This window comes from Rhodococcus jostii NBRC 16295 (genome assembly GCF_001894825.1).
Taxonomy (GTDB): Bacteria; Actinomycetota; Actinomycetes; order Mycobacteriales; family Mycobacteriaceae; genus Rhodococcus_F; species Rhodococcus_F jostii.
The window spans coordinates 1-23,611 of record NZ_BCWY01000018.1; the positions used below are offsets into that span (position 1 = coordinate 1).

Annotated in this window: 21 protein-coding genes; 6 read left to right on the plus strand and 15 right to left on the minus strand. The window is 65.6% G+C overall.

The annotated features are described in order from the left end of the window. Positions 1 to 179 precede the first annotated feature (179 nt). The 4 genes from RJ1_RS14125 to RJ1_RS14140 form a co-directional block, all read right to left on the minus strand. On the minus strand, positions 180 to 560 hold the full coding sequence (locus RJ1_RS14125) for a hypothetical protein (RefSeq protein ID WP_240320027.1): 381 nt from the start codon (positions 558 to 560) through the stop codon (positions 180 to 182). Between the two features lie 101 nt (positions 561 to 661). Beyond that, a complete protein-coding gene (locus RJ1_RS14130) occupies positions 662 to 1,084 on the minus strand; it encodes a YciI family protein (protein WP_205415373.1) in 423 nt (140 codons plus the stop codon). A 172-nt stretch (positions 1,085 to 1,256) separates the two neighbouring features. Continuing rightward, a complete protein-coding gene (locus RJ1_RS14135) occupies positions 1,257 to 1,748 on the minus strand; it encodes a DUF6308 family protein (RefSeq protein WP_240319871.1) in 492 nt (163 codons plus the stop codon). 98 nt (positions 1,749 to 1,846) lie between these two features. Beyond that, a complete protein-coding gene (locus RJ1_RS14140; protein WP_073360826.1) occupies positions 1,847 to 3,094 on the minus strand; it encodes a PucR family transcriptional regulator in 1,248 nt (415 codons plus the stop codon). Between the two features lie 158 nt (positions 3,095 to 3,252). Here RJ1_RS14140 and RJ1_RS14145 point away from each other — a divergent pair, with 158 nt between their 5' ends. From RJ1_RS14145 to RJ1_RS14160, 3 genes are all read left to right on the plus strand, one after another. Then, positions 3,253 to 4,722 (plus strand): flavin-containing monooxygenase, encoded by a 1,470-nt coding sequence (locus tag RJ1_RS14145; protein WP_162850393.1) that lies wholly within the window; start codon positions 3,253 to 3,255, stop codon positions 4,720 to 4,722. A gap of 14 nt (positions 4,723 to 4,736) precedes the next feature. Further along, a complete protein-coding gene (locus RJ1_RS14150; protein WP_073360958.1) occupies positions 4,737 to 5,669 on the plus strand; it encodes an alpha/beta hydrolase in 933 nt (310 codons plus the stop codon). 489 nt (positions 5,670 to 6,158) lie between these two features. Beyond that, the gene (locus RJ1_RS14160; RefSeq protein WP_073360829.1) at positions 6,159 to 6,494 is read left to right on the plus strand and encodes a hypothetical protein; all 336 of its coding nucleotides are present in this window, start codon (positions 6,159 to 6,161) and stop codon (positions 6,492 to 6,494) included. Positions 6,495 to 6,533: 39 nt separating this feature from the next. Here RJ1_RS14160 and RJ1_RS14165 read toward each other — a convergent pair whose 3' ends face one another. The 6 genes from RJ1_RS14165 to RJ1_RS14190 form a co-directional block, all read right to left on the minus strand. After that, a complete protein-coding gene (locus tag RJ1_RS14165; RefSeq protein WP_073360831.1) occupies positions 6,534 to 7,205 on the minus strand; it encodes an RraA family protein in 672 nt (223 codons plus the stop codon). Next, positions 7,205 to 7,582 carry a RidA family protein gene (locus RJ1_RS14170; protein WP_205415372.1) on the minus strand — a complete coding sequence of 126 codons (378 nt, stop codon included), beginning with the start codon at positions 7,580 to 7,582 and terminating at the stop codon, positions 7,205 to 7,207. Before RJ1_RS14170 ends, RJ1_RS14165 begins: the two co-directional genes overlap by 1 nt. Positions 7,583 to 7,599: 17 nt before the next feature. Beyond that, complete coding sequence (locus tag RJ1_RS14175; RefSeq protein ID WP_073360835.1) at positions 7,600 to 8,970, minus strand: MFS transporter; 1,371 nt, start codon at positions 8,968 to 8,970, stop codon at positions 7,600 to 7,602. Between the two features lie 399 nt (positions 8,971 to 9,369). Continuing rightward, entirely contained in the window at positions 9,370 to 10,833 is a 1,464-nt protein-coding gene (locus RJ1_RS14180; protein ID WP_073360836.1) for an amino acid permease, read from the minus strand. A gap of 9 nt (positions 10,834 to 10,842) precedes the next feature. Further along, positions 10,843 to 12,489 (minus strand): flavin monoamine oxidase family protein, encoded by a 1,647-nt coding sequence (locus RJ1_RS14185; protein WP_073360838.1) that lies wholly within the window; start codon positions 12,487 to 12,489, stop codon positions 10,843 to 10,845. A gap of 65 nt (positions 12,490 to 12,554) precedes the next feature. Then, positions 12,555 to 13,325, minus strand: coding sequence for a nitrilase-related carbon-nitrogen hydrolase (locus RJ1_RS14190; protein WP_083400605.1), 771 nt, complete (start codon positions 13,323 to 13,325; stop codon positions 12,555 to 12,557). Between the two features lie 323 nt (positions 13,326 to 13,648). Between RJ1_RS14190 and RJ1_RS14195 the strand changes: the two genes are divergently transcribed. Next, entirely contained in the window at positions 13,649 to 14,809 is a 1,161-nt protein-coding gene (locus RJ1_RS14195; RefSeq protein ID WP_073360841.1) for a PucR family transcriptional regulator, read from the plus strand. A 44-nt stretch (positions 14,810 to 14,853) separates the two neighbouring features. Here RJ1_RS14195 and RJ1_RS14200 read toward each other — a convergent pair whose 3' ends face one another. From RJ1_RS14200 to RJ1_RS14215, 4 genes are all read right to left on the minus strand, one after another. Continuing rightward, positions 14,854 to 16,116, minus strand: coding sequence for a M20 family metallo-hydrolase (locus tag RJ1_RS14200; RefSeq protein ID WP_073360842.1), 1,263 nt, complete (start codon positions 16,114 to 16,116; stop codon positions 14,854 to 14,856). Positions 16,117 to 16,378: 262 nt separating this feature from the next. Next, the gene (locus RJ1_RS14205; RefSeq protein WP_073360844.1) at positions 16,379 to 17,302 is read right to left on the minus strand and encodes a 2-hydroxyacid dehydrogenase; all 924 of its coding nucleotides are present in this window, start codon (positions 17,300 to 17,302) and stop codon (positions 16,379 to 16,381) included. 1 nt (position 17,303) lies between these two features. Further along, positions 17,304 to 18,110, minus strand: a complete 807-nt coding sequence (locus RJ1_RS14210) for a class II aldolase/adducin family protein (RefSeq protein WP_073360846.1) — start codon at positions 18,108 to 18,110, stop codon at positions 17,304 to 17,306. Positions 18,111 to 18,144: 34 nt separating this feature from the next. Beyond that, a complete protein-coding gene (locus RJ1_RS14215) occupies positions 18,145 to 19,467 on the minus strand; it encodes an MFS transporter (RefSeq protein WP_073360847.1) in 1,323 nt (440 codons plus the stop codon). A 292-nt stretch (positions 19,468 to 19,759) separates the two neighbouring features. Here RJ1_RS14215 and RJ1_RS14220 point away from each other — a divergent pair, with 292 nt between their 5' ends. Then, on the plus strand, positions 19,760 to 20,920 hold the full coding sequence (locus RJ1_RS14220) for a PucR family transcriptional regulator (RefSeq protein WP_162850354.1): 1,161 nt from the start codon (positions 19,760 to 19,762) through the stop codon (positions 20,918 to 20,920). A 5-nt stretch (positions 20,921 to 20,925) separates the two neighbouring features. Here the strand turns inward: RJ1_RS14220 and RJ1_RS14225 are convergent, their stop codons facing one another. After that, positions 20,926 to 23,124, minus strand: a complete 2,199-nt coding sequence (locus RJ1_RS14225) for an MMPL family transporter (protein ID WP_083400603.1) — start codon at positions 23,122 to 23,124, stop codon at positions 20,926 to 20,928. A gap of 42 nt (positions 23,125 to 23,166) precedes the next feature. Here RJ1_RS14225 and RJ1_RS14230 point away from each other — a divergent pair, with 42 nt between their 5' ends. Next, positions 23,167 to 23,604, plus strand: a complete 438-nt coding sequence (locus RJ1_RS14230) for a MarR family winged helix-turn-helix transcriptional regulator (RefSeq protein WP_073360851.1) — start codon at positions 23,167 to 23,169, stop codon at positions 23,602 to 23,604. Positions 23,605 to 23,611 lie beyond the last annotated feature (7 nt).

A 23,611-nucleotide genomic window follows, 5' to 3' on the forward strand; every position in this document is an offset into this window, starting at 1 on the left:
TGCGCACGACGATGACGTCAATGCTGCCGTTCCGGATCTCGAACGGCCCGGTGATTCTTCACAGTCAGCCGCTCGGCCCGGCGACAGCCGCTCGGCTCGACGACACGAGCGCACCAGCCGGGCTCCACTCCGGTCCACGGCCGCATCACCGACGCACTCGAACAATCCGAACAGCAGGTTCAGTCGGGAGTGAAGAACAACTCCATCCCGATGAAAAACCACGCCACCAACGCCGCCATCGGCACGAACGCGCACACCAACGGCAACGCGAACTGCCGAGCGGGCCGCCACGGAACCGTCATCAGCCCGCACGCCATCACCACAAAAGCCGGCCCAGCCCAGCTCACCCAGTACTCGACCGGCGGCGGATCCGACCCGAACGACGTGAACGAACCGTGCGGATACACCCTCGGCTGCGGAACATCCCCGTAGTGCTGCCACAAGATCACCGCCGGCAGATAGCAGAAGAACCCCAGCAGCAGCCCCGCACACACCCCCAGCGAAATCCGCCATCCCCTCCCCGACCCCGCCGGTGTCACCTCGTCCACACCACCCATCATCGGCAGCACCCGCGCTCCGCCTCGATCAGGGTGTCCCCGTTCGGGCGCCGCGCCGGGACGAGGACACCGATCAGGATGGGGAGAATGTCCGCAGCAGGACCTCATCCACCGTGCGTCACTCCGTCACCGTCGTGACATCCGCCCAGGAACGGACGCAACTCGAGCCACTCATGGATCGGCTTCCCACCCGCACCCGGAGCCGCGGACAACTCACCGGCCAACGCGAGCGCCCGATCGTAGGTCTCGACGTCGATCACCATCCAACCGGCGATCACGTCCTTGGTCTCCGCGAACGGACCATCGGTCACCGGCGGCCGCCCCTCACCGTCGTACCGGACGAACGTGCCCTCCGCGGACAGTGCCTGACTGTCGACGAACTCACCGGTGCCCTCGAGCCGCGCGGCGAAGTCATTCATGTACTGCACGTGAGCGGAGATCTCCTCCGGCGTCCACTGATCCATCGGCACATCGTTCTCAGATGCCGGCGCGCCACGGTAGTGCTTGAGCAGCAGATACTTGGCCATCATGTTCTCCTCGCTACGGTACGGCCCAATTGTGGCCGTTTCACTCCGGGAACGAAGCCGCACGCGGATTCTCGACATCCCACCACAACCTTTTTCGGCGGACTTCACAACTCCGCACCAGGTGTTGACCCCGATCACCCCCGGGACGTGTCATCTTCTCAGATCAGAGCACTCACCCAGGCCGCGGCTCGTGCCGTCCATCACGCGACCACATCGAACACCCGCAGTTGCCGAAACCTCGCTGCGGCAGGCCCGCCTCCTCCCTGATCGACAGTAACCGGCGGTGCAACGCCGCGTCGTCGGCGCGGAGCGCCTCCCGGACCGGATTCAGATGTGCCCGCCCGGCGCCCAGGGCCTCACTGACCGCCGAATCCCAGATCGGGTACAGCCGGGGACGTTTGCCGGCAATCAACTTCGTAGCCATCATCTCGGCCGATCTCCGGCAACGCCCAGAGAGCGGCTTCCAGGTCCCAGGCAGGCCACCCCGGGGCGAGCGGCTCGGGTTCGTTGAACCAAGGTCCCGATCCGGGCCTATCGCCGTCAGAAGGGCGTTCAGCACCTCCGCCTCGAGGTCCGAGATCGCGCGGGCGGCGTTCGGTGGGACCTGCACCGACTCCTGGCGATCAACCTTCGGCTGATCCATGGGATCGAGTGTCTCGGTCATGATCTCGCCTTTCCGCCAAGCTGAGCTCGGCGTGTCGGCCAGACTCAGATCAACCGATTATCGGACAGTCCCGTGATCATCGGGTTTCTGAATTTCCGTCAGGTCCGGGTAAGGACCCGCGGCCCGATGTGGTGGGCGAGCTCGAGTGCGAGTTCGAGCGCCAGCCGGCGTTCGCCGGGGCGGTGACCGAGGAGTTCGGTTGCACGCGCGATGCGTTGCAGGACGGTGTTGCGGTGGGTGTGCAAACGGATCGCGGCGCGGGGTGCGTTATCGGCTTCGTCGAGGAACACCCGCACGGTCTCGCGGAGCCGCGCTGCGCTGGGTGTGTCCGCGGCGAGCGGGCCCAGCGTCGTGGCGACGAATTCGGCGGCGCGGTCCGGGTTTTGCGCTGCCAGCGCCGTGACTTCGAGGTCGCGGTATAGCGTCAGGCGTGCGCCGTTCGGGTGCCCGCTCAGCAGCCGCTGGATGGTCAGCGCCGCGTCGTGTGAGCGGCGGAAGCCGGTGATGCCGGGTTGGGTGGGGCCGACCGCGACGCGGACATTGGGTTGTGCTCGGCTGATCGCGTCGCGCATGGCGGCGGGTGCGGGGTCGGAGTCGGTGCCGAGCCAGGCCCACAGTGTCGACGTGCCGGCGGGGAGGGTCAGTGGAGGGCGTGCACCGGCGGCGCGGGCGAGGATGGTGGCGGCGGACTCCAGCGCGCCCTGGACCTCGCCGGGTGGTTGGGACCACAGCACGAGCGCGGTGTGGCGTTGGGCCAGATCGTATCCCAGGCGTTCGCCGGCGCGGCGGCTGTCGATCGGGGCACCGTCGAGGATCAGACGTACGGTCTCGGTGCGGCGGGCGAGCGCACCACCGAGAACCTCCTCGCGCTCGCGCTGCGCGTCGGCGATGACACGGCCGATCACATGGTCGACGTACTCGAACAGGTGCCGCGAGAATGCCTCCAACAGCTCCACGAGTTGCGGGCCCGGTGGGACGACCCGAGCGGCGTGTGCGATGAAGCTCTGCCACACGAGGTTCTGTCCCCGGCGGTAGGCATGGAAGATCACGTCGAGGTCGATGCCGCGCCGCACGACGGTGCGGACCACATCCAGCGCCTCGGGCGGGACGTCGATCGGTGTGGCCCGGCCGTCGCGGCGTGCGAGGGTCGTGAGCAGGCGCGCGACGTTCGCGCGGTTGCTTGCCGACATCTCCGCCGCGATCGCGGGATCGGCGCCCAGTGCCGGGGCCAGCTCGACCTCCGCGGCGTCCATGTCTTCGACGAACTGATCGAGTTCGGCGAGCATCGACTCGGCGACATCACCCATGAGCCCGACGATCGCCGCGGGGGTCGTTCCGCTGGTCATCAACAAAGTGTGCTCCCGCACATAGTTGGTGGCAAGGACTAGGCGGTCGGACATGTCGGCGGGCGGGCGGTATCCCTACTGTGAAACACATCACACCCCACTCGACAGTGACCAGGAGACACCCAGTGACGATCACGACCACCCCCGAGGCGGAGACCATGGAGTTCGATGTGTTGATCATCGGCGCCGGGATCTCCGGAATCGGCGCGGCCTACCACCTGAAGACGTGCCGGCCGGACACGACGTTCGCGATCCTGGAGGGTAAGGACGCGATCGGCGGGACCTGGAACCAGTTCCGCTACCCGGGGATCCGCTCGGACTCGGACATGCCGACCTTCGGCTTCGGATTCAAGCCGTGGACGCACAAGAAGGCGATCGCCGACGCGCACATCATCCTGGACTACCTGCAGGAGACCGTCACCGAGAACCACATCGACGAGCACATCCGATTCGGATACCGGGTGTCGTCGGCGGAGTTCTCCTCATCGACGGGGCGCTGGACGGTGACCGCGCAACGCTCCGGCAGCGACGAGACCGTGCAGATCACCGCGCGATTCCTGTTCTCCGGCACGGGCTACTACAACCACGAGGCCGGCTTCACGCCCGAGTTCGACGGCATCGAGGACTTCACCGGCCGGGTGATCCATCCCCAGCACTGGCCCGAAGACCTCGACTATTCCGGCAAAAAGGTGGTGGTCATCGGCAGCGGGGCGACCGCAGCCACGCTGATCCCAGCGATGGCCGGCACCGCCGAGCACGTCACGATGTTGCAGCGCTCGCCGAGCTACGTGCTCTCGCTGCCGGCCGAGGACGCGATCGCGAACGCGCTCAACAAACTGATCGGCCCGAAGCGGGCCTACCCGATCATCCGGCGCAAGAACATCATGATGAACCGTGGGATCTTCAAGGCCTGCCGCCGCTCTCCGAAGCTCATGCGCACGCTGTTGATCGCCAACGTCCGCCGCCAGCTGCCAGAGAACTTCGACGTCGACACCCACTTCACCCCCCGCTACAACCCCTGGGATCAGCGCCTGTGCATGGTGCCCAACGGCGACCTGTTCAAGGCGATCTCGACAGGGCATGCCTCGGTGGTGACGGACCGGATCGAGCGTTTCACCGAAACCGGGATCCGGCTCGAGTCCGGACAGGAGCTCGAGGCCGACATCGTCGTCACCGCCACCGGTTTGAACATGTTGGCGTTCGGTGCAATCCGAATCAGAGTCGACGGAGAGCCGGTGAATCCGCCCGATACGACCGTCTACAAGGCGATGATGCTCAGCGGCATGCCGAACTTCGTGTTCGCGCTCGGCTACACGAACATCTCCTGGACGCTCAAGGTCGACCTCATCAGCGAGCATTTCTGCCGCTTGCTCGACCACATGGACTCCCACGGCTACACCACCGTCGAACCGGTCCTCGCCGATCCGGACATGGAACGGGTCCCGTTGCTCAACCTCACCTCCGGATACGTCCAGCGTGCGGTCGCCGCGTTCCCCCGGGCCGGCACCAGCGGCCCGTGGACAGCCGAGATGGCCTACGAGAAGGACGTCGAGCGGCTGCGCGAGGGGCCGATCGAGGACCCCGACCTGAGATTCACCGCCCACCAGCCCGCCCTGCTGGCGTCATGACCGGAGCGAGCACGATGAAGAACGAGATCACCTTCACCAGCCACGGCGTCACCTGTGCGGCCTGGCACGTTCCGGCCACCACCGACGCGCCGGCCCCGGAAACCGGCCGGCCGTGCGTGGTCATGGCACACGGCTTCGGCGGCACCCGGGACACCGGCCTGCTCGGCTACGCCGAGGCATTCGCTCAGGCAGGCATCGATGCGTTCGTCTTCGACTACCGCGGTTTCGGTGACTCGGACGGCACACCCCGCCAGGATGTGTCGTTCCGGCGTCAGCGGCAGGACTACCGCGCCGCGATCGACGCGGCCCGGCGTCTGCCGGGCGTCGACCCCGACCGGATCGCACTGTGGGGGACGTCGTACTCCGGTGGTCACGTCATCGAGGTTGCCGCGCAGGATGAGCGGATCGCGGCGGTCGTGTCCCTGACACCGGCCACCGACGGGCTGGCCGCCCTGATGCAGATCGCCCGCTACGCCGGGGCCGGTCAGCTGGTTCGCGCCACCGGGCACGGGCTGCGGGACCTCGCCCGCGCGCTGACCAAGCTTGCGCCGCACCACGTTCCGGTGGTCGGGCAGCCCGGGTCGGCGGCGATCATCAGCACGCCCGGCGCCGAGGAGGCCTACACGTCCATGGCCGGGGCGACCTGGCGTAACGAGGTGTGTGCCCGCACCGCACTGGAGGTCGGGTTGAACCGGCCCACCCCCTTCGCCCGTCGTCTCCGGTGCCCGATCCTGGTACAGGTCGGCACACATGACCGGATCGCGCCGCCCGATGCGGCGCGCCGGACCGCCGCGAAGGCCGGCGCACTCGCGCAGCTGCGCGAGTACCCCGTCGATCACTTCGACGTCTACCGGGGCCCCTGGCAGCAGCAGGCGCTGGCCGACCAGCTCGCCTTCCTCCTCCGAGTCCTCGACCCCGTCCCGGCCACGCCGTCGCTGACGATGTGAGACGGCGCGTACCGCCTTGGTACCGATACCCTGACCGGCACTCGCTCGATCGGCAGCGAGTGTGCGCACCGACTCCACCGCCTCCAGGCGGCGGCACATACGGCATTTCAGGTCTGATCATCACCGCGGCCACGGATTCGGAATCGACATCGGCATCGTCCCCGTCCCGATGCGGAAGCAGCAGAACGGGTACGCCATCAAATACCTGGCTCGTTCCCCTGGTCAATTCCGCACAGACTCTCGTGACAAACGAGATCGCAACCCCGAGGACGTCGACCGCACCTACATGATCGTCAATCGAGGCTGCGGGCAAAACTGGAGAACGAGCGGGTCAGGCTGGGACTCCCCGTCGCACCCGGCATCGAGGCGCGGCCACCCGTCGAGTACGCCACGCGCCGGCGCCCGGTCGACGGTATCGAGGAGATCACCGCGCAACTCGAGGAGGCCACCGCCATCAGACTGCTGCTCGACGAGGACACCCCGGAGCGTGTGAACCTCGCCTGCGAGTGGGTCACCGAATGGGTGACTCGGCTCGAGGGTCGCGGCCGCGACCGGGCACTACTGCAGGCAAAACGACTACTGGTGGCATGTCTGGCAACCGCGGGACGCACCGAGGAGGCCAAGAGTCTGCTCGCATCGATCGCCGCACAGTGCGCCGAACAGGGCATGGTCCGCTACCCACTCGACGGCGGACCGCAGGTCGTGCCGCTCCTGCGTGCGCTCCGCGACGATCAGATTGCCGGACGGTGGCCTCCGGAGTGGCCGACCGTGCCGCGCCCCTTCATCGACAGCATGTTGGAGTCCGCCGTTTTGTACACGCGGTGAACCCTGTGCCTGATTGACGGGTTCACCGCGGTGGTTCCTTCACGATCTGCTTGTCTTGCCGCCCATATAGAGCACGTCGGCGACGGGTTCGCCGGCCCGGAGACGGGCAAGGGTTTCGGGTTCGGCAGCGTCGGACGCGAGGGCCAGATCGACGACATCCGCCGCAGCGTCCGGGGTCAGGACCAGGACACCGTTGTCGTCGGCGAGGACGATATCGCCGGGGCTGACGGAAACACCGCCGACCACGACCGGCACGTTGATCGCGCTGTTGTCACCGTCACGCCTCTTGGTGGTGAGAACTGAAGTGCCGCGTGCAAATATCGGCAGCCCTCCCTCTCGCAGTTCGACGATGTCGGTCACCACTCCGTCGACGACGATTCCGACCGCACCGGCGGACAGTGCCGCGCAGGAGGTGACAGCTCCGACCGAAGCGTGAACCGCGTCGCCTCCCATGTCGACGATCAGCACGTCGCCCGGCCTCAGGGCATTCAATGCGTGATTCATCGCCACTGCGTCCGCATCCGCAATGCGCACTGTCAGTGCGCGGCCCACCACACGCACATCGGAGAGGAGAGAACGGACGACCGGATCCACGAACCCCTCTTCGAGGTAGTGCCCGATAGTCGGAAAGCTGACCCGGCGGAGCTTGGCCAGCAGCGCCGCCGAGGTGGGGAGCGTCTGCTGCGAAGTGGACGATTGAGCTCGAGACATCATGTTCCTTCCGGGATCGAGTTTTCGGCGAGGACGGCGACGCACTCGATCTCCAATGAGATTCCGAAGATATTGACGCACACGGTGGTTCGAGCGGGTAGGTCACTCCCGAAGAACTCCGAATAGACCGCGTTGTACGGCTCCAACTGCCCCGGGTCGGTGAGGTAGGTGTTCACCTTGACCACGTTCTGCAGGGAGGATCCGGCTTCACGCAGCGTCGCCTCCAGATTGGCCAAAGTCTGACGAACCTTGTCGTCGAAGGCGTCCGGCTGATCGCTGAGGTCCGAGATGGCGGGGAGTTGACCCGAGGTGAACACGAACCCGTTGGCCACCACTGCGTGAGAGAACGGTCCGACCGGACGCACGTCGCCGGACACTACGCCTATGCGCCGCATCAGACCCGGACCCGCTGAGAATCCGCCTCCGGGAGAGAGTTCTCTTCTGGCGCTTCGTCGGCCGAGTCGAGGCTGTTCCGCAGAGTTTCCGTCAGCAGTAGCAGAGCAACGATTGAGACCGCCGCCGATCCGATCATGTACCAGGCCACGGAGGACCCTGAGCCCGTGGCACTCAGGAGCGCCGTCGTGATGGCGGGGGTTGCGGCACTCCCCAGCAGTCCCGAGAGCATGTACGCGATGGACAGGCCCGAGTACCGGACCCGGGGCCCGAACAGCTCGGCCAAGAATGTGGCGATGGGGCCGTAATTGGCAGAGAAGGCGGTCATCATCATGATGTAGGCGAAGATCACCATCGGGACGGACTTGGTATCCATCATCCAGAACATGGGGAAGGCGACGAGAGCCTCTGCGACAATGCCACCGATGATCACGGGTTTGCGCCCGATGCGGTCGGACAGTGCGCCGAACGCCGGAATCATGAAGAGCCCTGTGGCGCAGGCAATCAGAACCGCCAAAAGCATGGTGTCGCTGGAGAAGCCGAGCTGCTGTTTGCCGTAGGTGAGTCCGAAGGCCACCATGATGTTGAACGCGGTGCCGGTGGACAAGGTGGCAATACCGCCCAGCAGAACCTGCTTCCAGTACTTGCGCATGAGAATTACGAAGGGAATCTTGGCTTTCGCGCCGGCTTCCTTGACCGCTTGGAACGACGGTGTCTCTTCCAGAGTCAAGCGGATGTAGAGGCCGACGGCCACAAGGAGAGCGCTCGCGAGGAAGGGAATACGCCAACCCCAGGTAAGAAGAAATTCCTCGGGCGAGTTCGCGGCGATGATCAGGAAGACCAGGTTGGCGATCAATGTTCCGCCGGGAACCCCGACCTGGACCAATGAGCCGTAGAATCCTCGTTTCGTCTTGGGCGAGTGTTCGACCACCATCAGAACCGCACCGCCCCATTCGCCGCCGAGCGCGAGGCCCTGGATGACCCGAAGAGTCAACAGCAGTATCGGGGCCATGATGCCGATCGCCGAGTAGGTGGGTAGCAGTCCGATCGCGAAGGTCGCCGCGCCCATGGTGATCAGGGAGATCAGCAACATGGACTTCCGGCCCAACTTGTCACCGAAGTGACCGAACAGCGCGGCGCCGACGATCCGGGCGACGTACGCAGCGGCAAACGTGCCGAAGGCCAACATGGTTCCGACGAGCGCGTCGAAGCTCGGGAAGAAGATCTTGTTGAAGACCAGGGCCGACGCCGTGGCAAAGACAAAGAGGTCGTACCACTCGACGGTTGTGCCGATAACACTGGCCGTGGCAATTTTGCGCATCTTGCTCTTGATATCTTGCGACGCCGGGCCGCCGACTGCAGATTGAGCCATGGGTTCTCCAAAGAACGGCTGGGAAAGAGTGACGGGTAGCTGACCACTCCCGATGACATCAACTATCCGCTGTGACAGGAGACACGTTCAATAGGGAAACACACACTGTTTACACCTCCCCGATGGGCAGACTCCCACCTCCCGGTCCGCCTCGGTGCGGCCGTTACACATTGAGCCTGCGTTGCGGCAATGCAGCGATCCGGGAGCCGTTCTCGTAGAGAATGACTGGCCGCCTGGCACCCTCGAGTTCCCGGGCGAAAAGCGACGTGACGATCGTGACATCTGCTGGAAACATCTCTCCGCGCGCACAGCCAGGACTCGCACCGAACCACCGATGCCCCAGTTGTCGCGAAGCACACGTGCGGGGCGGGGCACCGGTGGGCGCTGTCGGGACATCGACTACCGGTGTGTCGGCTGCCGGCCCGCGAGCACCTGCACTTGGTACCGAACGGCGAACCATCCCGCGACCAGTACCGGGATGACGACGACAACCGACGCGACCGTGTAGGTTCCGACCGGATAGTCGAGCGCCATGAGAACCAGGACCGCCGCGACGAACACCAGCGTCGCGTACGACGAGTGCGGGGCGAACGGCATTCTGAACGCCGGGCGTTCCGCCACTCCGCGAGTCGCCCAGCGGTGCAACTTCATCTGGCACAGCACGATCACCGCCCACGTCGTCAATGTGCCGAGCGAGGAGACGTTGATCGCGATCTCGAATGCGTGGTCGGGGACGACGTAGTTCAGTCCCACCCCGATCAGCGTCACCACCGCCGTGAGGAGGATTCCGCCGTAGGGCACGCCGGAACTGCTCATGCGAGCGGTGAACCGTGGCGCGGTTCCGCTCATCGCCATCGACCGCAGAACTCTGCCCGTCGAGTACAGACCGGCATTCAGACTGGACAGCGCTGCGGTCAGCACCACGAAGTTCATGACGTTGCCGGCGCCGGGTATGCCCAGCTGGGTGAAGAACGTGACGAACGGGCTCTGCGTCGGGCTGTAGTCGGTGTACGGCAGCAGCAGGACGAGCAGCAGTACGGCGCCGACATAGAACACCATGATGCGGACGATCACACTGTTGATCGCGCGCGGCATGATTTTGGCGGGATTCGGTGTCTCTCCCGCTGCGATGCCGACCAGTTCGATGCCGGAGTAGGCGAACGTGACACCGACGATCACGATGACCAGGGGAAGCATGCCGTTCGGGAGCCATCCACCGTTGTCCGAGATCAGCGTGAAGCCGGTCGCGTGACCGTCGACGGGGAAGCGGAGCGCGACGACGATCCCGCCGATCACCAGGAACGAGACGAGTGCAACGACTTTGATGATCGCGAACCAGAATTCGAGTTCCCCGAAGACTTTGACGGACAACAGGTTGACGAACAGGACGATCGTCAATGCGCCCAACGCGAGCACCCACTGCGGGACCGACGTGAAGAAGTGCCAGTAGTGGACGTAGATCGCGGCGGCAGTGACGTCGACGATCGAGGTGATCGCCCACAGCATCCAGTACATCCACCCGGCGACGAACGCCATCTTCTCGCCGTAGAACTCCCGGGCATACGACACGAAGGATCCAGACGTCGGCCGATGGAGCACCAGCTCACCCATCGCACGCAGCATCAGGAAGGCGAAGAAACCGGTGACCGCGTACACGACCACCAGGGCGGGCCCCGCCGAGGCGAGGCGACCACCGGCTCCGAGGAACAGTCCTGTTCCGATCGCGCCGCCGATCGCGATCATCCGGATCTGCCGGGTCTTGAGGTCCTTCTTGTAGTCGCCGTCCCCCTCATGGGACAGGCGTGCCGAGGAGTCCGACGGAATGTGTACCGCAGGCGATTCGGGTGAATGGCTCGTACTCACAGTGCTCTCCTAGTCCAGTCGAACAGGTTTGATCGAGTCGAAAAGGTCGCCGGGGCCGGGATTCGACGGCGGCGTGGTGCCACCGAACTGATTCATGACCCCCCACACCGCGTTGAGGCCGGTGGTGACGGCGCCTTCCGCCCATCCACCGGTGAAGGAGATGTCGTCACCGGCGAGATAGATTCCCTTGTGCCCGGGTTCGAAGTCTGACTGTTCGAAGTGTGTGAACAACCGCTCCTGGTAGCGGTAGTGCCCGGGCAAGTTGTCGCTGAACGCACCCATGAAATGGGGATCCGCCTCCCACGAGACGGTGACCGGCTCGCCGATGATGTGCGAGGCGATGTCGACACCAGGGTAGATCTGGGCAAGTGAGTGGAGCATCATCTTCACGCGCTCGTCGGCGTCGAGTGGCATCCACTTGAGGGAGTCGTCGTTCCAGGTGTACGACAGGCAGATCAACGCCGGCTTGTCCGGTCCGTCGTCGAGCAGGTAGGTGCCGCGGGTGATGCGGTCGGTCAGGGTCGTGCTCATGACGTCGCGGCCCGTCTCGGGATCGACGTCCTTCCAGAACGGGCGATCCACCATCACGAATGTCTTCGACGCCTGCATGTAATGGCTACGTTCGATTGCCATCCAGAGCTTCTGGCTGAACAGCTCTTCGCTGCACTCGATGCGGGCCGACAGCAGCCACGACTGGCAGGTGACGACAGCCGCGTCGTACGACTCTTCGTTTCCCCACCGATCCGTGATCGCGATCCCGCCGGGACCACCGCTGGGCGTATGGTCGCGCCTGATCCGCTGCACCCCGGTCCGGGGTGATCCGTGGTGGAGGGAGGCGAGAGTTGTTCCGTCCGGCCAGTGGACGAGGTCTGCGGGGGCGTGGTTCCACAGCCCGTGCGGCACCTGATCGGCACCGCCCAGGATGCGCTGCTGGTGCGCGTCCGCATCGACGTAGACGACGCGCAGGACTTCGAGCATCGAGTCCGGGAAGTTGGTGTCCCATCCGCCGGTGCCGAATCCGACCTGACCGAACGCCTCCCGATATTCGAAGGGCAGTGCGGAGAAGGCTTTCGACGATTCGAGGTATCCGTAGAAGGATATGCCGTCGAACGCAGGCACCAGCTCGTTCCAGATGCGTTTGATCTTCTTCAGGTCGCGGTCTCGGATGGCGGTCTGCATCTCCGTAAAGGCGGCCCGTTCCTCGAGGCAGTCGCTCCATGCCGCGGAGACGTCGTGGAAGAATTCGGGCAGCTCGTCCGGGGTGTGGGCGTAGTGCGCCTTGCCACCCAACTCGACGATCGTGCTCGAGCTCGCGTCGGTCAACGGGTTGGGGAACGGTGCGGTGTTCAACCCGAGCAGATCGACGTAGTGGAAGAACGTCTGTCCCGACACCGGGAACCGCATCCCGCCGAGATCGGCGACCGGTCCCCCACCGGTCCCGAATCTCTTGCCTCGCATCCGCCCGCCGATCTCCGCGGATTCGTAGATCACCGGATGGAGGCCCATCTTCATGAGCTCGTACGCTGCGATGAGTCCGGCCATGCCGGCGCCGACGACGGCGACCTTGCGACCGTAGGCCTCGCTCGGCACGGCACCGATCCCGGCGGGGTGACGAACGTACTCGTCGTAGGGAAACGGGAAATCGGGGATCAGCATCGTGATCGGGGCAGAGGAAGACACACTACTCCTTCAGGGTGGTTCGGTTCGGAAGATGTTTCTCGTCAGTACAAGTCGAGTCGGCGCGACAGCAGGTACGGATTGTCCGCTCTGGCCGCGCGAATCGTTTCGCTCGTGATGTCGGCGAAGATCAGCTTCGCCTCGTCCCCGGCCTGCGCCGCACAGGATCCGTCCGGCGCGACGATGCAACTTCGGCCGGCGAACCCGGTGCCGCACTGATTGGCGTACGCGATCGCCACCGTGTTCTCGAGTGCGCGCGCCGGCACGAGCAGGCCCGGCACGGCGGCGGAGTCGAATGTCGATGACACGCGGGTGGGAACCGCCGTGGGCACGAGCACCAGGTCGGCCCCTGCGACGGCGAGCGCGCGAACGTACTCCGGGAACTCGACGTCGTAGCAGATCCCCAGCGCGACTGTGAGATCACCGAAACGAACGATGGTCGACAGTTCCGTGCCGGCGGTGAAGAACTGCGCCTCCTCCCTGCCGAAGAGGTGCGACTTCCGGTAGTGGAGCACCTGTGTGCCGTCACCACCGAACAGGGTGGCGGTGATGAACCGTCCGGTACCGGACTGCTCGACGGTAGAGGCGACGACGGCGATGCCACTGCTCTCCGCCAAGTTCGAAACCGCCTGTCGCACGGGCGCACCGTCGAGGTCGTGAATCCTGGCCGGCGCGTACCCCGTGGGAAACAGTTCGGGGGTGACGAGGATGTCCGCACCGCCGTCGGCCGCGCCCGAGGCCGCGGCGGCGAGGGTGTCGAGATTCGCGTCGACGTGCCCGACCGCGGACGTTGCTTGAAGGACGGCAATACGCACTGGGAGACTCCGGAATTGGATTGGGAACTTGGTGAATTAAAGTCTGCTGGTGAACTGCGCCACATCCAATGACAGCGGTCAACGAAAACGCGCGGCCTAAATGGGCGAAAGCACATCGATTCGGGAACATTCCTGGGCTCACCCGATCCGCTGTACACAATGGGTTCGGATGGTCCACGATTGTCACCCGGAGCAATTGCCTCTTCACGACTTCGCCGCATCACGGGCCCGACCACGTGAACTCCGAGGCGGGTACCGAGGCCTCACGTTCGGGCAGACGGCGCATTTGTGCGTTAGTACAGTAGGAACGGAGAACGGTGGCGATGACCAACCGACAAGACACTGAGCGGTGGCACGGTCTGGTGTCACGGCAGAGCGAGAACCTGGGCACGTTGGTCGAGCAGTTCATGAAGCGGCTTCTCGATCCCGGCGAGTACCGCGATGCCGGGCTCCGGGAGGCCGAACTCCGCGCCACCAGCAGCGAGGTGTTCGCACTGATGCTTCGCGCTCTCGTCGACCCCACACAGGTCGGAGTGGTCCAGCGACTGGCCTCCCGCCTCGGGAGGCGCAGAGCGCGCGACGGCATCCCTCTGGACTCGATGCTCACGGCCATCCGGCTCGATTTCCCGATTCTGTGGTCGGGGCTGCTGTCGACGGCCGGCCGGAGTGAAGCTCACGTCCTCGCCGCGCACGCCGAGGAGGTGTGGAACGTCGTCGACACCTTCGCCCGCTTCGCTCAGGCCGCGTACCTGGCGGAACAGGATCAATTGACGCGCGAACGTCAAGACCTCCAGCGCCAGCAGATCAGTCTTCTGTTCGACGCCGTCGGCCAGTTCGAGGTCAACCATGTACAGATCGCCCGCGCTCTCGGCGTCTCGGTGTCGTCCTTCTACCGGGTCGTGGCAGTGCCCAGCGAGTCGGCGGTGACACTCCGGCACAATATCGACAGGGCGCACTTCTCCGAACGGGTCTTCACGCACGAGCAGGGACGCCACCTCATCGCGTTCTGGCAGATACCCGCCACGTCACCGATGGTGGTGACGCCGCGCGAACTGGCGCTACTCGACAAGGTTCGGGCGGCAGTGGCGCCGATCGCCCGGGCGATCGCGGACATTCCCCTGGCAGCGCTGGCCGCGAGCAGAATGGTCGATCAGCTCGGGCCGGACGAGGAACGCGTCACCGATCTGAAGGCCTCGTGGCCGATGCTGGCGAAGAAGTATCTCGCCGAGATCGGTTGCGATCTCGGGCAATACGTTCTGGTTCCCCTGCGCGAGGCAACGGAACGGGAGAACGAGCGCCTTCTGGAGACAATGGTGGCGTATCTCCACACCGGTAGCCTGCTGGGAACGGCCGCGACCATCTACTGCCATCGGAACACCGTGCTGAACCGGCTTCACAGAATCGAGGAGCTGACCGGGCTCGACATCACGAAACCAGCCGATGCGGCGCTCGCCATGGTCGCGCTTGCGGCGCAGCAGAACTGAATCAACCGCGCCGGCAGGGCCGGCGCGGTTGATTCAGATTCCGACTACGCGGTCTGGTCGAGTTCTCCGACGGCGAGGCGGGCGACCACCTCGGTCAACAGATCCACACCGGCGCACACATCGTCGTCGGTCGTGAATTCGTGCTCGTTGTGCGATATTCCGTCCACGCTCGGCACGAACAGCATCACCGTCGGCACAACGTCTTTCATGTTCACGGAATCGTGCCCGGCCACGGTCATGATCTGCCGATACGTCAGACCCAGGTCCTCCGCGGCGGCCATCGAGAGCTTCACGCCCTCGGGCTGGTAGCCCGCCACTCCCCAGGAATGCGCGGTGGCTTTCTCGATGCGCACCTGAGCGCGGGCTTCGATCTCGGCGAACCGGGCCATCAGTCGCTCGTTGGCCAGATCGACGACCGATTCGTTCGGCGATCGCAGATCGAGGTGCATCCGCACTTCCCGGGCGATGACAACCGGGGAGTTGGGCTCGATGGTCATCTGGCTGACGGAGGTGTGCAGTGGCGCAGCCGCGAAGTCGTCGGCGAGCTCGCGTGCCGCGACCACCAGCAGGGAGGCACCGAGAAGTGCGTCCTGCCGGTCGGGCATCGTCGCCGACCCGGTGTGGGACTGATCGCCGTGAACCACCAGTTCGTACTTCTGCGCCGCCCACGTGGAGTCGACCACCCCGATGGTGATTCCGTCGTTCTCGAGATTTCGGCCCTGCTCGATGTGGATCTCGGCATATGCGGCGGCCTGCGGTCCCGCACCCGATCCCAGGCAGCCGATACCGGACAGCGCCTCCGCGACCGAGACTCCGTCGCGGTCTGTCGTCGACAACGCCTGTTCCACACCGAGTTTGCCGGTGTAGACAGAACTGCCCATCATGCTCGGCTTGAACCGGCAGCCTTCCTCGTTGAACCAGTTCACCACCGCAAGGTTGTATTTCGGCGCGATGTTGCCCTCCCGCCACTTCTGCGCGACGCGCTGAGCGGCGTGCGCCGAGGCGAGCACCCCGTACGCGCCGTCGTAGCGGCCGCCGAGCGGCTGACTGTCGAGATGGGAGCCCGTCAGAACATAGGGGGCGCCGGGATGGATTTCCAGCAGACCGAACTGGTTGCCTGCACGATCGTATTCGACACGAAAGCCTCGCGCGACGAGCCACTCGGCGAGCCACGCCCGCTGGGCCCCGTCGGCATCGGTGGCGGCCTGCCGGTCGACGCCGCCACCGGCAGTCGCTCCGAACTGTGACAAATGCTGGAAGTCCGCGACCACGGAACGATCCAAATCGGTCTTGCTGGCGGTGGTCATGTGGAGTCCTCCCGGGAGTGGATCTGCGTCCGCCGGCCCCGGCGTCCGGGTAGCGGAGTCGACATCGTGTGCGACTGCGGATACATCAATACAAGCACGTCCCGGCCTGATTTCGGGATGACGAACCTCAACCGGTTCGCGCACGATCGTTGTGCATTCCCACAGGCACCCCTGCGGAGGATTCGCTCGGGCGTGACACGTATGCCCACCCACACGACTCGCGTCGTGTGGGTGGGCATACCAACGTCTTCGACCGCTCGGGCTACCGGTCCGGTTCCTCCGGAAGCGCCGCCACCGCCTCGGCGAACATGCGGAACGGGGCGTGGATCGACAACTCGGAGATCCACGCGGCGTGCGGTGTGATGACCAGATTCGGTGTGGCGGACAGAATGTGACCGTCGACGGGCGGTTCGGTCGCGAGCACGTCGACCGCCGCGCCCGCCAGGTGACCGGAGCGCAACGCGGCGTCGAGAGCCACTTCGTCGACGATTCCGCCGCGAGAGACGTTGACCAGATAGCTGTCCCGCCGCATGGACCGCAGCGCCTGCGCGTCCAGCCGTCCCCGCGTCTCGTCGCCGAGCGGTACGTGCACGGACAGGACGTCGCTGGTGGTGATCAGCTCGTCCCAGCCCACCTGGGTGTACTCCGGGAAATCCTCGCCGATCGGCCGGCGCGAATGTATTTGCACACGCATGCCGAGGGCATGTGCGCGGTGCGCCACCGCGCGCCCGATCGCGCCGAAACCCCAGATCCCCAGGGTTGCGCCACGTACGAACCGCGGACGCGGGGTGCCCACCGTCCATTCGCCGCGGTGAACCGATCGGTCGAGGCGGTGCGTCTGGCGGAGAAGCCCCAGGACGAGCGCCGTGGTGTGGTCGGCGACCTCGTCGGTGCAGTAGTCCAGGGTGTTCGTGACGGTGATTCCGCGGCGGCGTGCCTCCTCGATGTCGAGATGGTCGGTGCCGGCGGACGTCGCGGCGAGCAGCCGCAGATTCGGGACTCGATCCAGGTCCTCCGGCCCGACCTGAGCGGTCTCCGGATTCACCGCCATCGCGATGACGTCGTCACCGTCAGGCAGGTGCGGCGACACGTCGAGCATCCAGAGGTCCGGCAGCAGTGCGGGATCGGCGACGAGCGTACCGACCCCGTCCACCACGACGGCACGGCGTTTTGTGTTATCTGTCATCTCAGGACCGGTAGTCCGGGGCGATGCGATCGACCAGACGCAGCAGCGCAGACCAGGCGAGGTCCCAATTGTCGCTGTTGTCGTGGTCATCGGTTCCGCCGGCGCGGTTTTCGTTGTTCAGCTGTCGAGCGGTGTGCTCGCAGACCTCCGGCGACGGAACGATCAGTTCCTGGCCGGTGGACTGCGCTGCGACCTGCATCTCGCAGGCCCGCTCGAGGTAGAACATCCGCAGGAAGGTCCGGCGCGCGCTGTCTCCCACTGTCAGGAGGCCATGGTTGCGGAGGATCATCGCGTTCTTGTCACCGAGGTCCGCAACGAGTCGGGCCTTCTCCGCATCGTTCAGTGCGACACCCTCGTAGTCGTGGTACGCGATCCGGTTGTAGAACTCCATCGACGTCTGGTTGACGGGCTGAAGGCCGTTCTTCTGCGCTGCCACCGCACAACCGTTGCGCGAGTGGGTGTGGAGCACGCAGTGCGCGTCGGGTCGGGCGGCGTGGATGGCGCTGTGGATGACGAAGCCGGCCGGGTTGACCCGGTACTGCGACGGCGTGAACAGTTCGCCGTCCAGACCTACCTCGACGAGATTCGACGCGGTGATCTCCTCGAACAGCAGTCCGTACGGATTGATGAGGAAGCGAGGTTCGTCGCCCGGAAGGCGTTGGGAAATATGGCTGAAGATGAGATCGGTCATCCGGAAGTGCGCGACGAGCCGGTACACGGCCGCCAGTTCGACGCGCAGGTCCCACTCGCTCTGTTCGTGTGTCGCGGGCGGGGCGGTGACGGGACGGTGCTGCTCTGCTGTGCTCATGACGACTGTCCTTCTGTGGGTCGAGACGTGAATGTCAGTGCTTGAGGCCGTCTTCGACGACGCTCCATCGCGGTGCGAGAACGCCGCCGGCGAGGGCGATCGCGCCGATGGCCACGAGCATGATCGCGGCGGGCCAGAGGTGGTCGCCGGTGACGGTGAGCACGGCGGTCGCGATCAGCGGGACGCATCCGGATACCAGCCCTGCGATGTTCGACGACACGGCCACGCCGCTGTACCGCACCTTTGCGGGAAACAGACTGGTGAGTACGGCCCCGCTGACAGCATACGGATAGGACACGGCCGCAACGCCCACGCTCATCCCGAGTACGACGAGCACGGGGTGCGCGGTGCCGATTGCCCAGAAGATCGGGAACGCGAGGACCATCGTGGCGACGGCGCCACCGATGACGACGCGGCACGAGCCGAACCGCGAACCCCATTGTCCACCGGAGATGATGACCGGAATCTCGATCACCGCCGCGATGACGGTCGCCAGAAGGAGCATCGACGCTTCGAGGCCAAGAACCCGTTTGCCGTAGCTGATGATGAACGTCGTGATCAGGTAGAAGCCGCCTGCGCCGATGAGCATGACGGACGCTCCGACGAGCAGCTGCCGCCACGCCCCGACAAACACCTGGTGCAGTGGTGCCTCCGCGACGGCGTCCTCCTCCTGCAAGGCCTCGAATTCGGGGGACTCCTCGAGTTGACGGCGGATCAGGATGGACACTCCCAGCAACGGCAGAGCCAGCAGGAAGGGGATACGCCAACCCCACGAATCGAAGACGTCCTCCGACAACAGGGCAGAGGTCAGGAAGAAGGCACCCGACGACAGGATCGTGCCGACCGGAGATCCGAGCTGCGGGATGGACGCGTATTTCGCCCGTTCCTCCGGTGAGGCGTTCTCGGCGGCAATCGTGACCGCACCGCTCCACTCACCTCCGACGGCCAGCCCCTGAAGTACGCGCAGCACGATGAGGGCGATCGGTGCGATGACCCCGATCGAGTAGTAGTTGGGCAGCATGCCGATCAGCACGGTGGCGACCCCGATGCCGACGATGGTGGTCATCAAGATCTTCTTGCGACCGACCCGGTCGCCGAGCCACCCGAAGAGCAGTCCACCCACCGGGCGCGCGACGAATCCGACCGCCAGCGTGCCGAACGAGGCGAGCGTCGCCGTCAGCGCGTTGTCGGAGACGAAATACTGCACGTTGAACACCAGCGCGGCGGCGGTCGTGAACAGAAAGAAGTCGTACCACTCCATCGCCGTTCCCACGAATGCGGCGAATGCCACGCGACGGGACGTGTCTCGTGGAATCGGCGTCGGGGGGCCGACCTGTCGGGTTGCCGAGGGGCTCATGGATTTGCTCCGAATGTCGCGGGTGAAGGGCAGGAAAGTCCAATTGGCGTGTCTTCAATGAAACCGCACCCGGCAACCGGAGGAAATCGCAATCTGCCTCGAGGAAGGGCAGGATTATTGTGTATGTGCATAATGTGACGGCGAAGGAGCAACGATGCCGCCGAGCTGTCCCAGGTGATTTGCCTACCGCGACAAGAGCCGATGAACGAATCTCCAACGACGTGTTACCCCGATGCTCGAATCGGAGATCTCGACGAAACCTGACCGCAAACTCGGTCGAAAGGACCTTGCCGTGAGAAACCTCGCCAAGCGGAAGCAGGAGACTCTGCCTCGTTGGCGTGAACTGATCGTCGGCGCCATGCGCAACACCGACGATCTGGCCACCGCCTTCCTCGACCGGCTCGAATCCGTCGAGGCCTACCAGTCCGGGCTGGTCGACCAGGACGCTCTTCGCGATTCCGCGCGCGAGTCGATTCGGTTGATCCTCGAAGCAGTCACGGCCGGCGCGACGACGACTCAGCTCAGCTCGCTGCCCTCCGACCTGGGGCGTCTGCGCGCGCGGCAGGGGATACCCGTCGAAGATCTGGTGACCGCGGTCCGTCTCGACTTCGGCATCATCTGGTCGGCTCTGCTGTGGCGCGCGAACTCGGCAGACATGGCGGTCCTCGCGTTGCACGTCGACAGCCTGTGGAATGTGGTCGACGACTACGCTCGCGCCGTCCACCAGAGCTACCTCGAGGAGAAGGCCGCGATGGCCGCCTTCACCCGCGACGAGCAGCAGACGTACCTGGCGGAACTGTTCGGCCCGGCAGGCCTCGTCCCCAGCAAGATCGAACAGATCGCCCGGGCGTTGAAGGTCGACGCCGACGCCACGTTCCGGGTCGTCGTCGTGGATCCCGAAGCATCCCAGGCCGTGCACAGGATCGCGAACACTCTGGCGGCCGGTGGCGAACAACTCTTCGTCCTGAATCAGTCCGGCCGCGTGGTGGTTCTGTGGCCTGCGCCGCGGACGCCCACACGGGGGCTCGAGACCCAGCACCGGCAACTGCAGGACGTGGCCGGCGGCATGGTCGCGGCGGTGTCCGGCCTCGCCGCGGTGCCGGCGGCCGCGAACACCGCCCACGAGATCTTCCGGACGATCCGCCCCGACGAACACGGCCTGACGACGCTGACGGAAGCGTGGGCGCGGGTCACCAAGGGCCGCCTCGACGATCAGACCGATTTCTCGGCCCACCTACTGTCCGGGCTCGCCTCGATCACCGACGAGGAACGCGAACGCATCCTCGAGACGGTGCGCGCCTACCTCGCGACGGGCAGCGTCACCGACACCGCGGCGCAGTTGTTCTGCCACCGCAACACGGTGCTCAACCGCCTCGGCAGATTCGAGAAGCTGACGAGCCTGAACGTCACCGTTCCCGACCAGGCAGCGCTGGCGCTGCTCGCGTTGGCGTGAAGATCTCACGCACGACTCGGATCCAATTCCGGCTCCGCGCGGACGGTCTCGTCCGTCTCCGGCGCCGATGCGAGCTTGCTCGGCCACCAGATCTTCTGCCCGATGTCGACGGTGAGTGCGGGAACCAGCAGTGACCGGACGAGGAGTGCGTCGAGGAGCACGCCGAACGCCACGATGAACGCGATCTGCGCGAGGAAGATCAGCGGGATGACGGCGAGGACCGAGAAGGTCGCCGCCAGAACCACTCCCGCCGATGTGATGACGCCACCGGTGACGGTCAGGCCGCGCAGCGCCCCGCGTCGGGTGCCGATACGCTGAGCTTCCTCCCTCACCCGGGTCATGAGGAAGATGTTGTAGTCGATTCCGAGGGCGACGAGGAACACGAACGCGAACAGCGGGACGACGGGATCTGCGCCCGGGAATCCGAAGACGTGCTCGAAGACCAGGGACGAAATGCCCAGCGTCGCAGCGAAGGACAGCACCACCGTTCCCATCAGCAGCAGCGGCGCGAGCAGCGACCGCAGCAGCAGACACAGGATCGCGAACACCACGAGGATCACGACGGGGATGATCAGCGTGCGGTCACGCGTCGACGTGGTCTTGGTGTCGAGGTCCGTGGCGGTGGTGCCGCCGACCAGGGCGTCGGCGCCGTCGATCGGGTGGACGGCGTCACGCAGGCGGACGATGGTGTCCTCGGCCGCGAGGGAATCGGCCGGATCGGTCAGGGTGGCTTCGATCGCCACCCGGCCGTCCACCACCAGTGGGTCCTGCGTGCCGGGTGCGGACAGCACGGTGATGTCGCCGACTCCATCGACCCGGGCAGAGTCGACCACCGCGTCGCGGGAGCCCTCGTTCGCGATGATCACCGCCGGCGAACCGGAACCGGCGTCGAAGTGATCGCCGAGAACCTGCTGGCCCGCAACGGAATCGACATCGAGAAGGAACGTCTCGGACTCCGCTACACCGCTCGCCTCGAACTGGGGCATCAGGAGCGCGAAGAGAACCAGCACCATGCTGGACGCCACCCAGAATCGACGCGGATGTGCGCCGATCCGCTTCGCGAGCGCGGCCCAGAACTTGTGGTCTGCGGCCTCGCCCTTCTCGGCATGCCGCGCGTCGTAGGCGGTCCGGGTCGGCCAGTACGCCGCCCGGCCAAGGAGCACGAGCACGGCAGGCAGGTATGTCATGGACGCGACGAACGACGCCGCGATCCCGATGGCCGCCACCGGTCCGAGACCGCGGTTGGAGTTGAGATCGGACAGCAGCAGGCAGAGCACGCCGGCGATGACGGTGCCCGCGGACGCGGCGACGGGTTCGAGCGTTGCCCACCACGCGGTCCGCATGGCGCGGTACTTGTCCCGCTCGATCCGCAGTTCCTCGCGGTAGCGGGACACCAGCAGCAGTGCATAGTCGGTCGCGGCACCGAATACCAGGATGAACAGGATTCCCTGGCTCTGGCCGTTCAGCGCGATCACACCGGCGTCGGCGAGCAGATACACGAGCAGACTCGACAGTCCCAGCGCGAAGACGGCGGAGGTGATCACGGCGAACGGAAGGATCGGACTGCGGTAGACGACGATGAGGATCAGGATCACGACGGCACCCGCGACCAGGAGCAGCAGTCCGTCGATGCCGGCGAACGCGGACGACAGATCCGCGACCTGACCGGCGGGTCCGGTGACGAGGACGGTGAGACCCTCCGGGGCGGCACCGAGCGCGTCCCGGAGTTCCGTGACACTGTCACCGACCTCGCCGGCGCTGTCGACCGGCACGAACATCTGCAGTGCCCGTCCGTCGGCGGACGGGATCGGCGGTGACACCTCGTCGCCGAATCCCTCCGAACCGGCGAAGGAAGCCGCGGTGCCGGCGAGGAACTCGATGTCGGCAGCGGTGATCCCCGACGTCCGTTCGGCGACGACGATCGCCGGCACGAACTGCGTGTCGGTGAAACCCTTCTGCAGCGCCGAGACCTCCGTGGCCTCGGCCGACGCGGGCAGGAACGACGTGCTGTCGTTCTGCTGGACCGAGGAGAGTTTGCCGGCGAACGGACCACCGAAACCGCCGACGGCCAGCCAGACGATCACCAGCACGGCTGGCAGAATCCACCGCAGGCGACGAACCGGGCGCGGGCGGGCAGTTGTGGTCACGTGCTCTCCAATGCTGGACGGTTCGACGACCGGATGTCCGGATTGCGATGTTCCCATTTTGTTCAGCCTGCTGAGCAAATTGCAAATGGAGGCGAAGAAATGACGAGCGACGGCATGGACCAGTGGCCCACCGGACGCCTGCTGTCCACGGCTGCGCGGCTGGTCGAGCACTCGTGGGAGGACATTCTGCGGTCGCAGAACATGACCCATGCGGGACTCATCTCGCTGCACACGATCGCCGACCGGCCGGCCTCGCAACGGGACATCGCGAAGGCCTCGCGGGTGACGGACCAGACCATCAGCCGCACCATCGACCGCCTCGAACGCGCCGGGTACGTCACTCGGGAGACCGACCCGAACGACGAGCGCCGCAAACGGGTCGCGATCACCGAGTCGGGTCGCGCGATCTACCTTCGCTTGTTGGCTCTCGAGAAGGAGGATGCCGCCCTCACCGCCGCGGTCGGGGACGTGGGGCCGCTGCGCGAACAACTCCTGGTCCTGGTCCGGTCGCTGGGACTGCCGCCCCGGGCCGAGTAGTGATCGC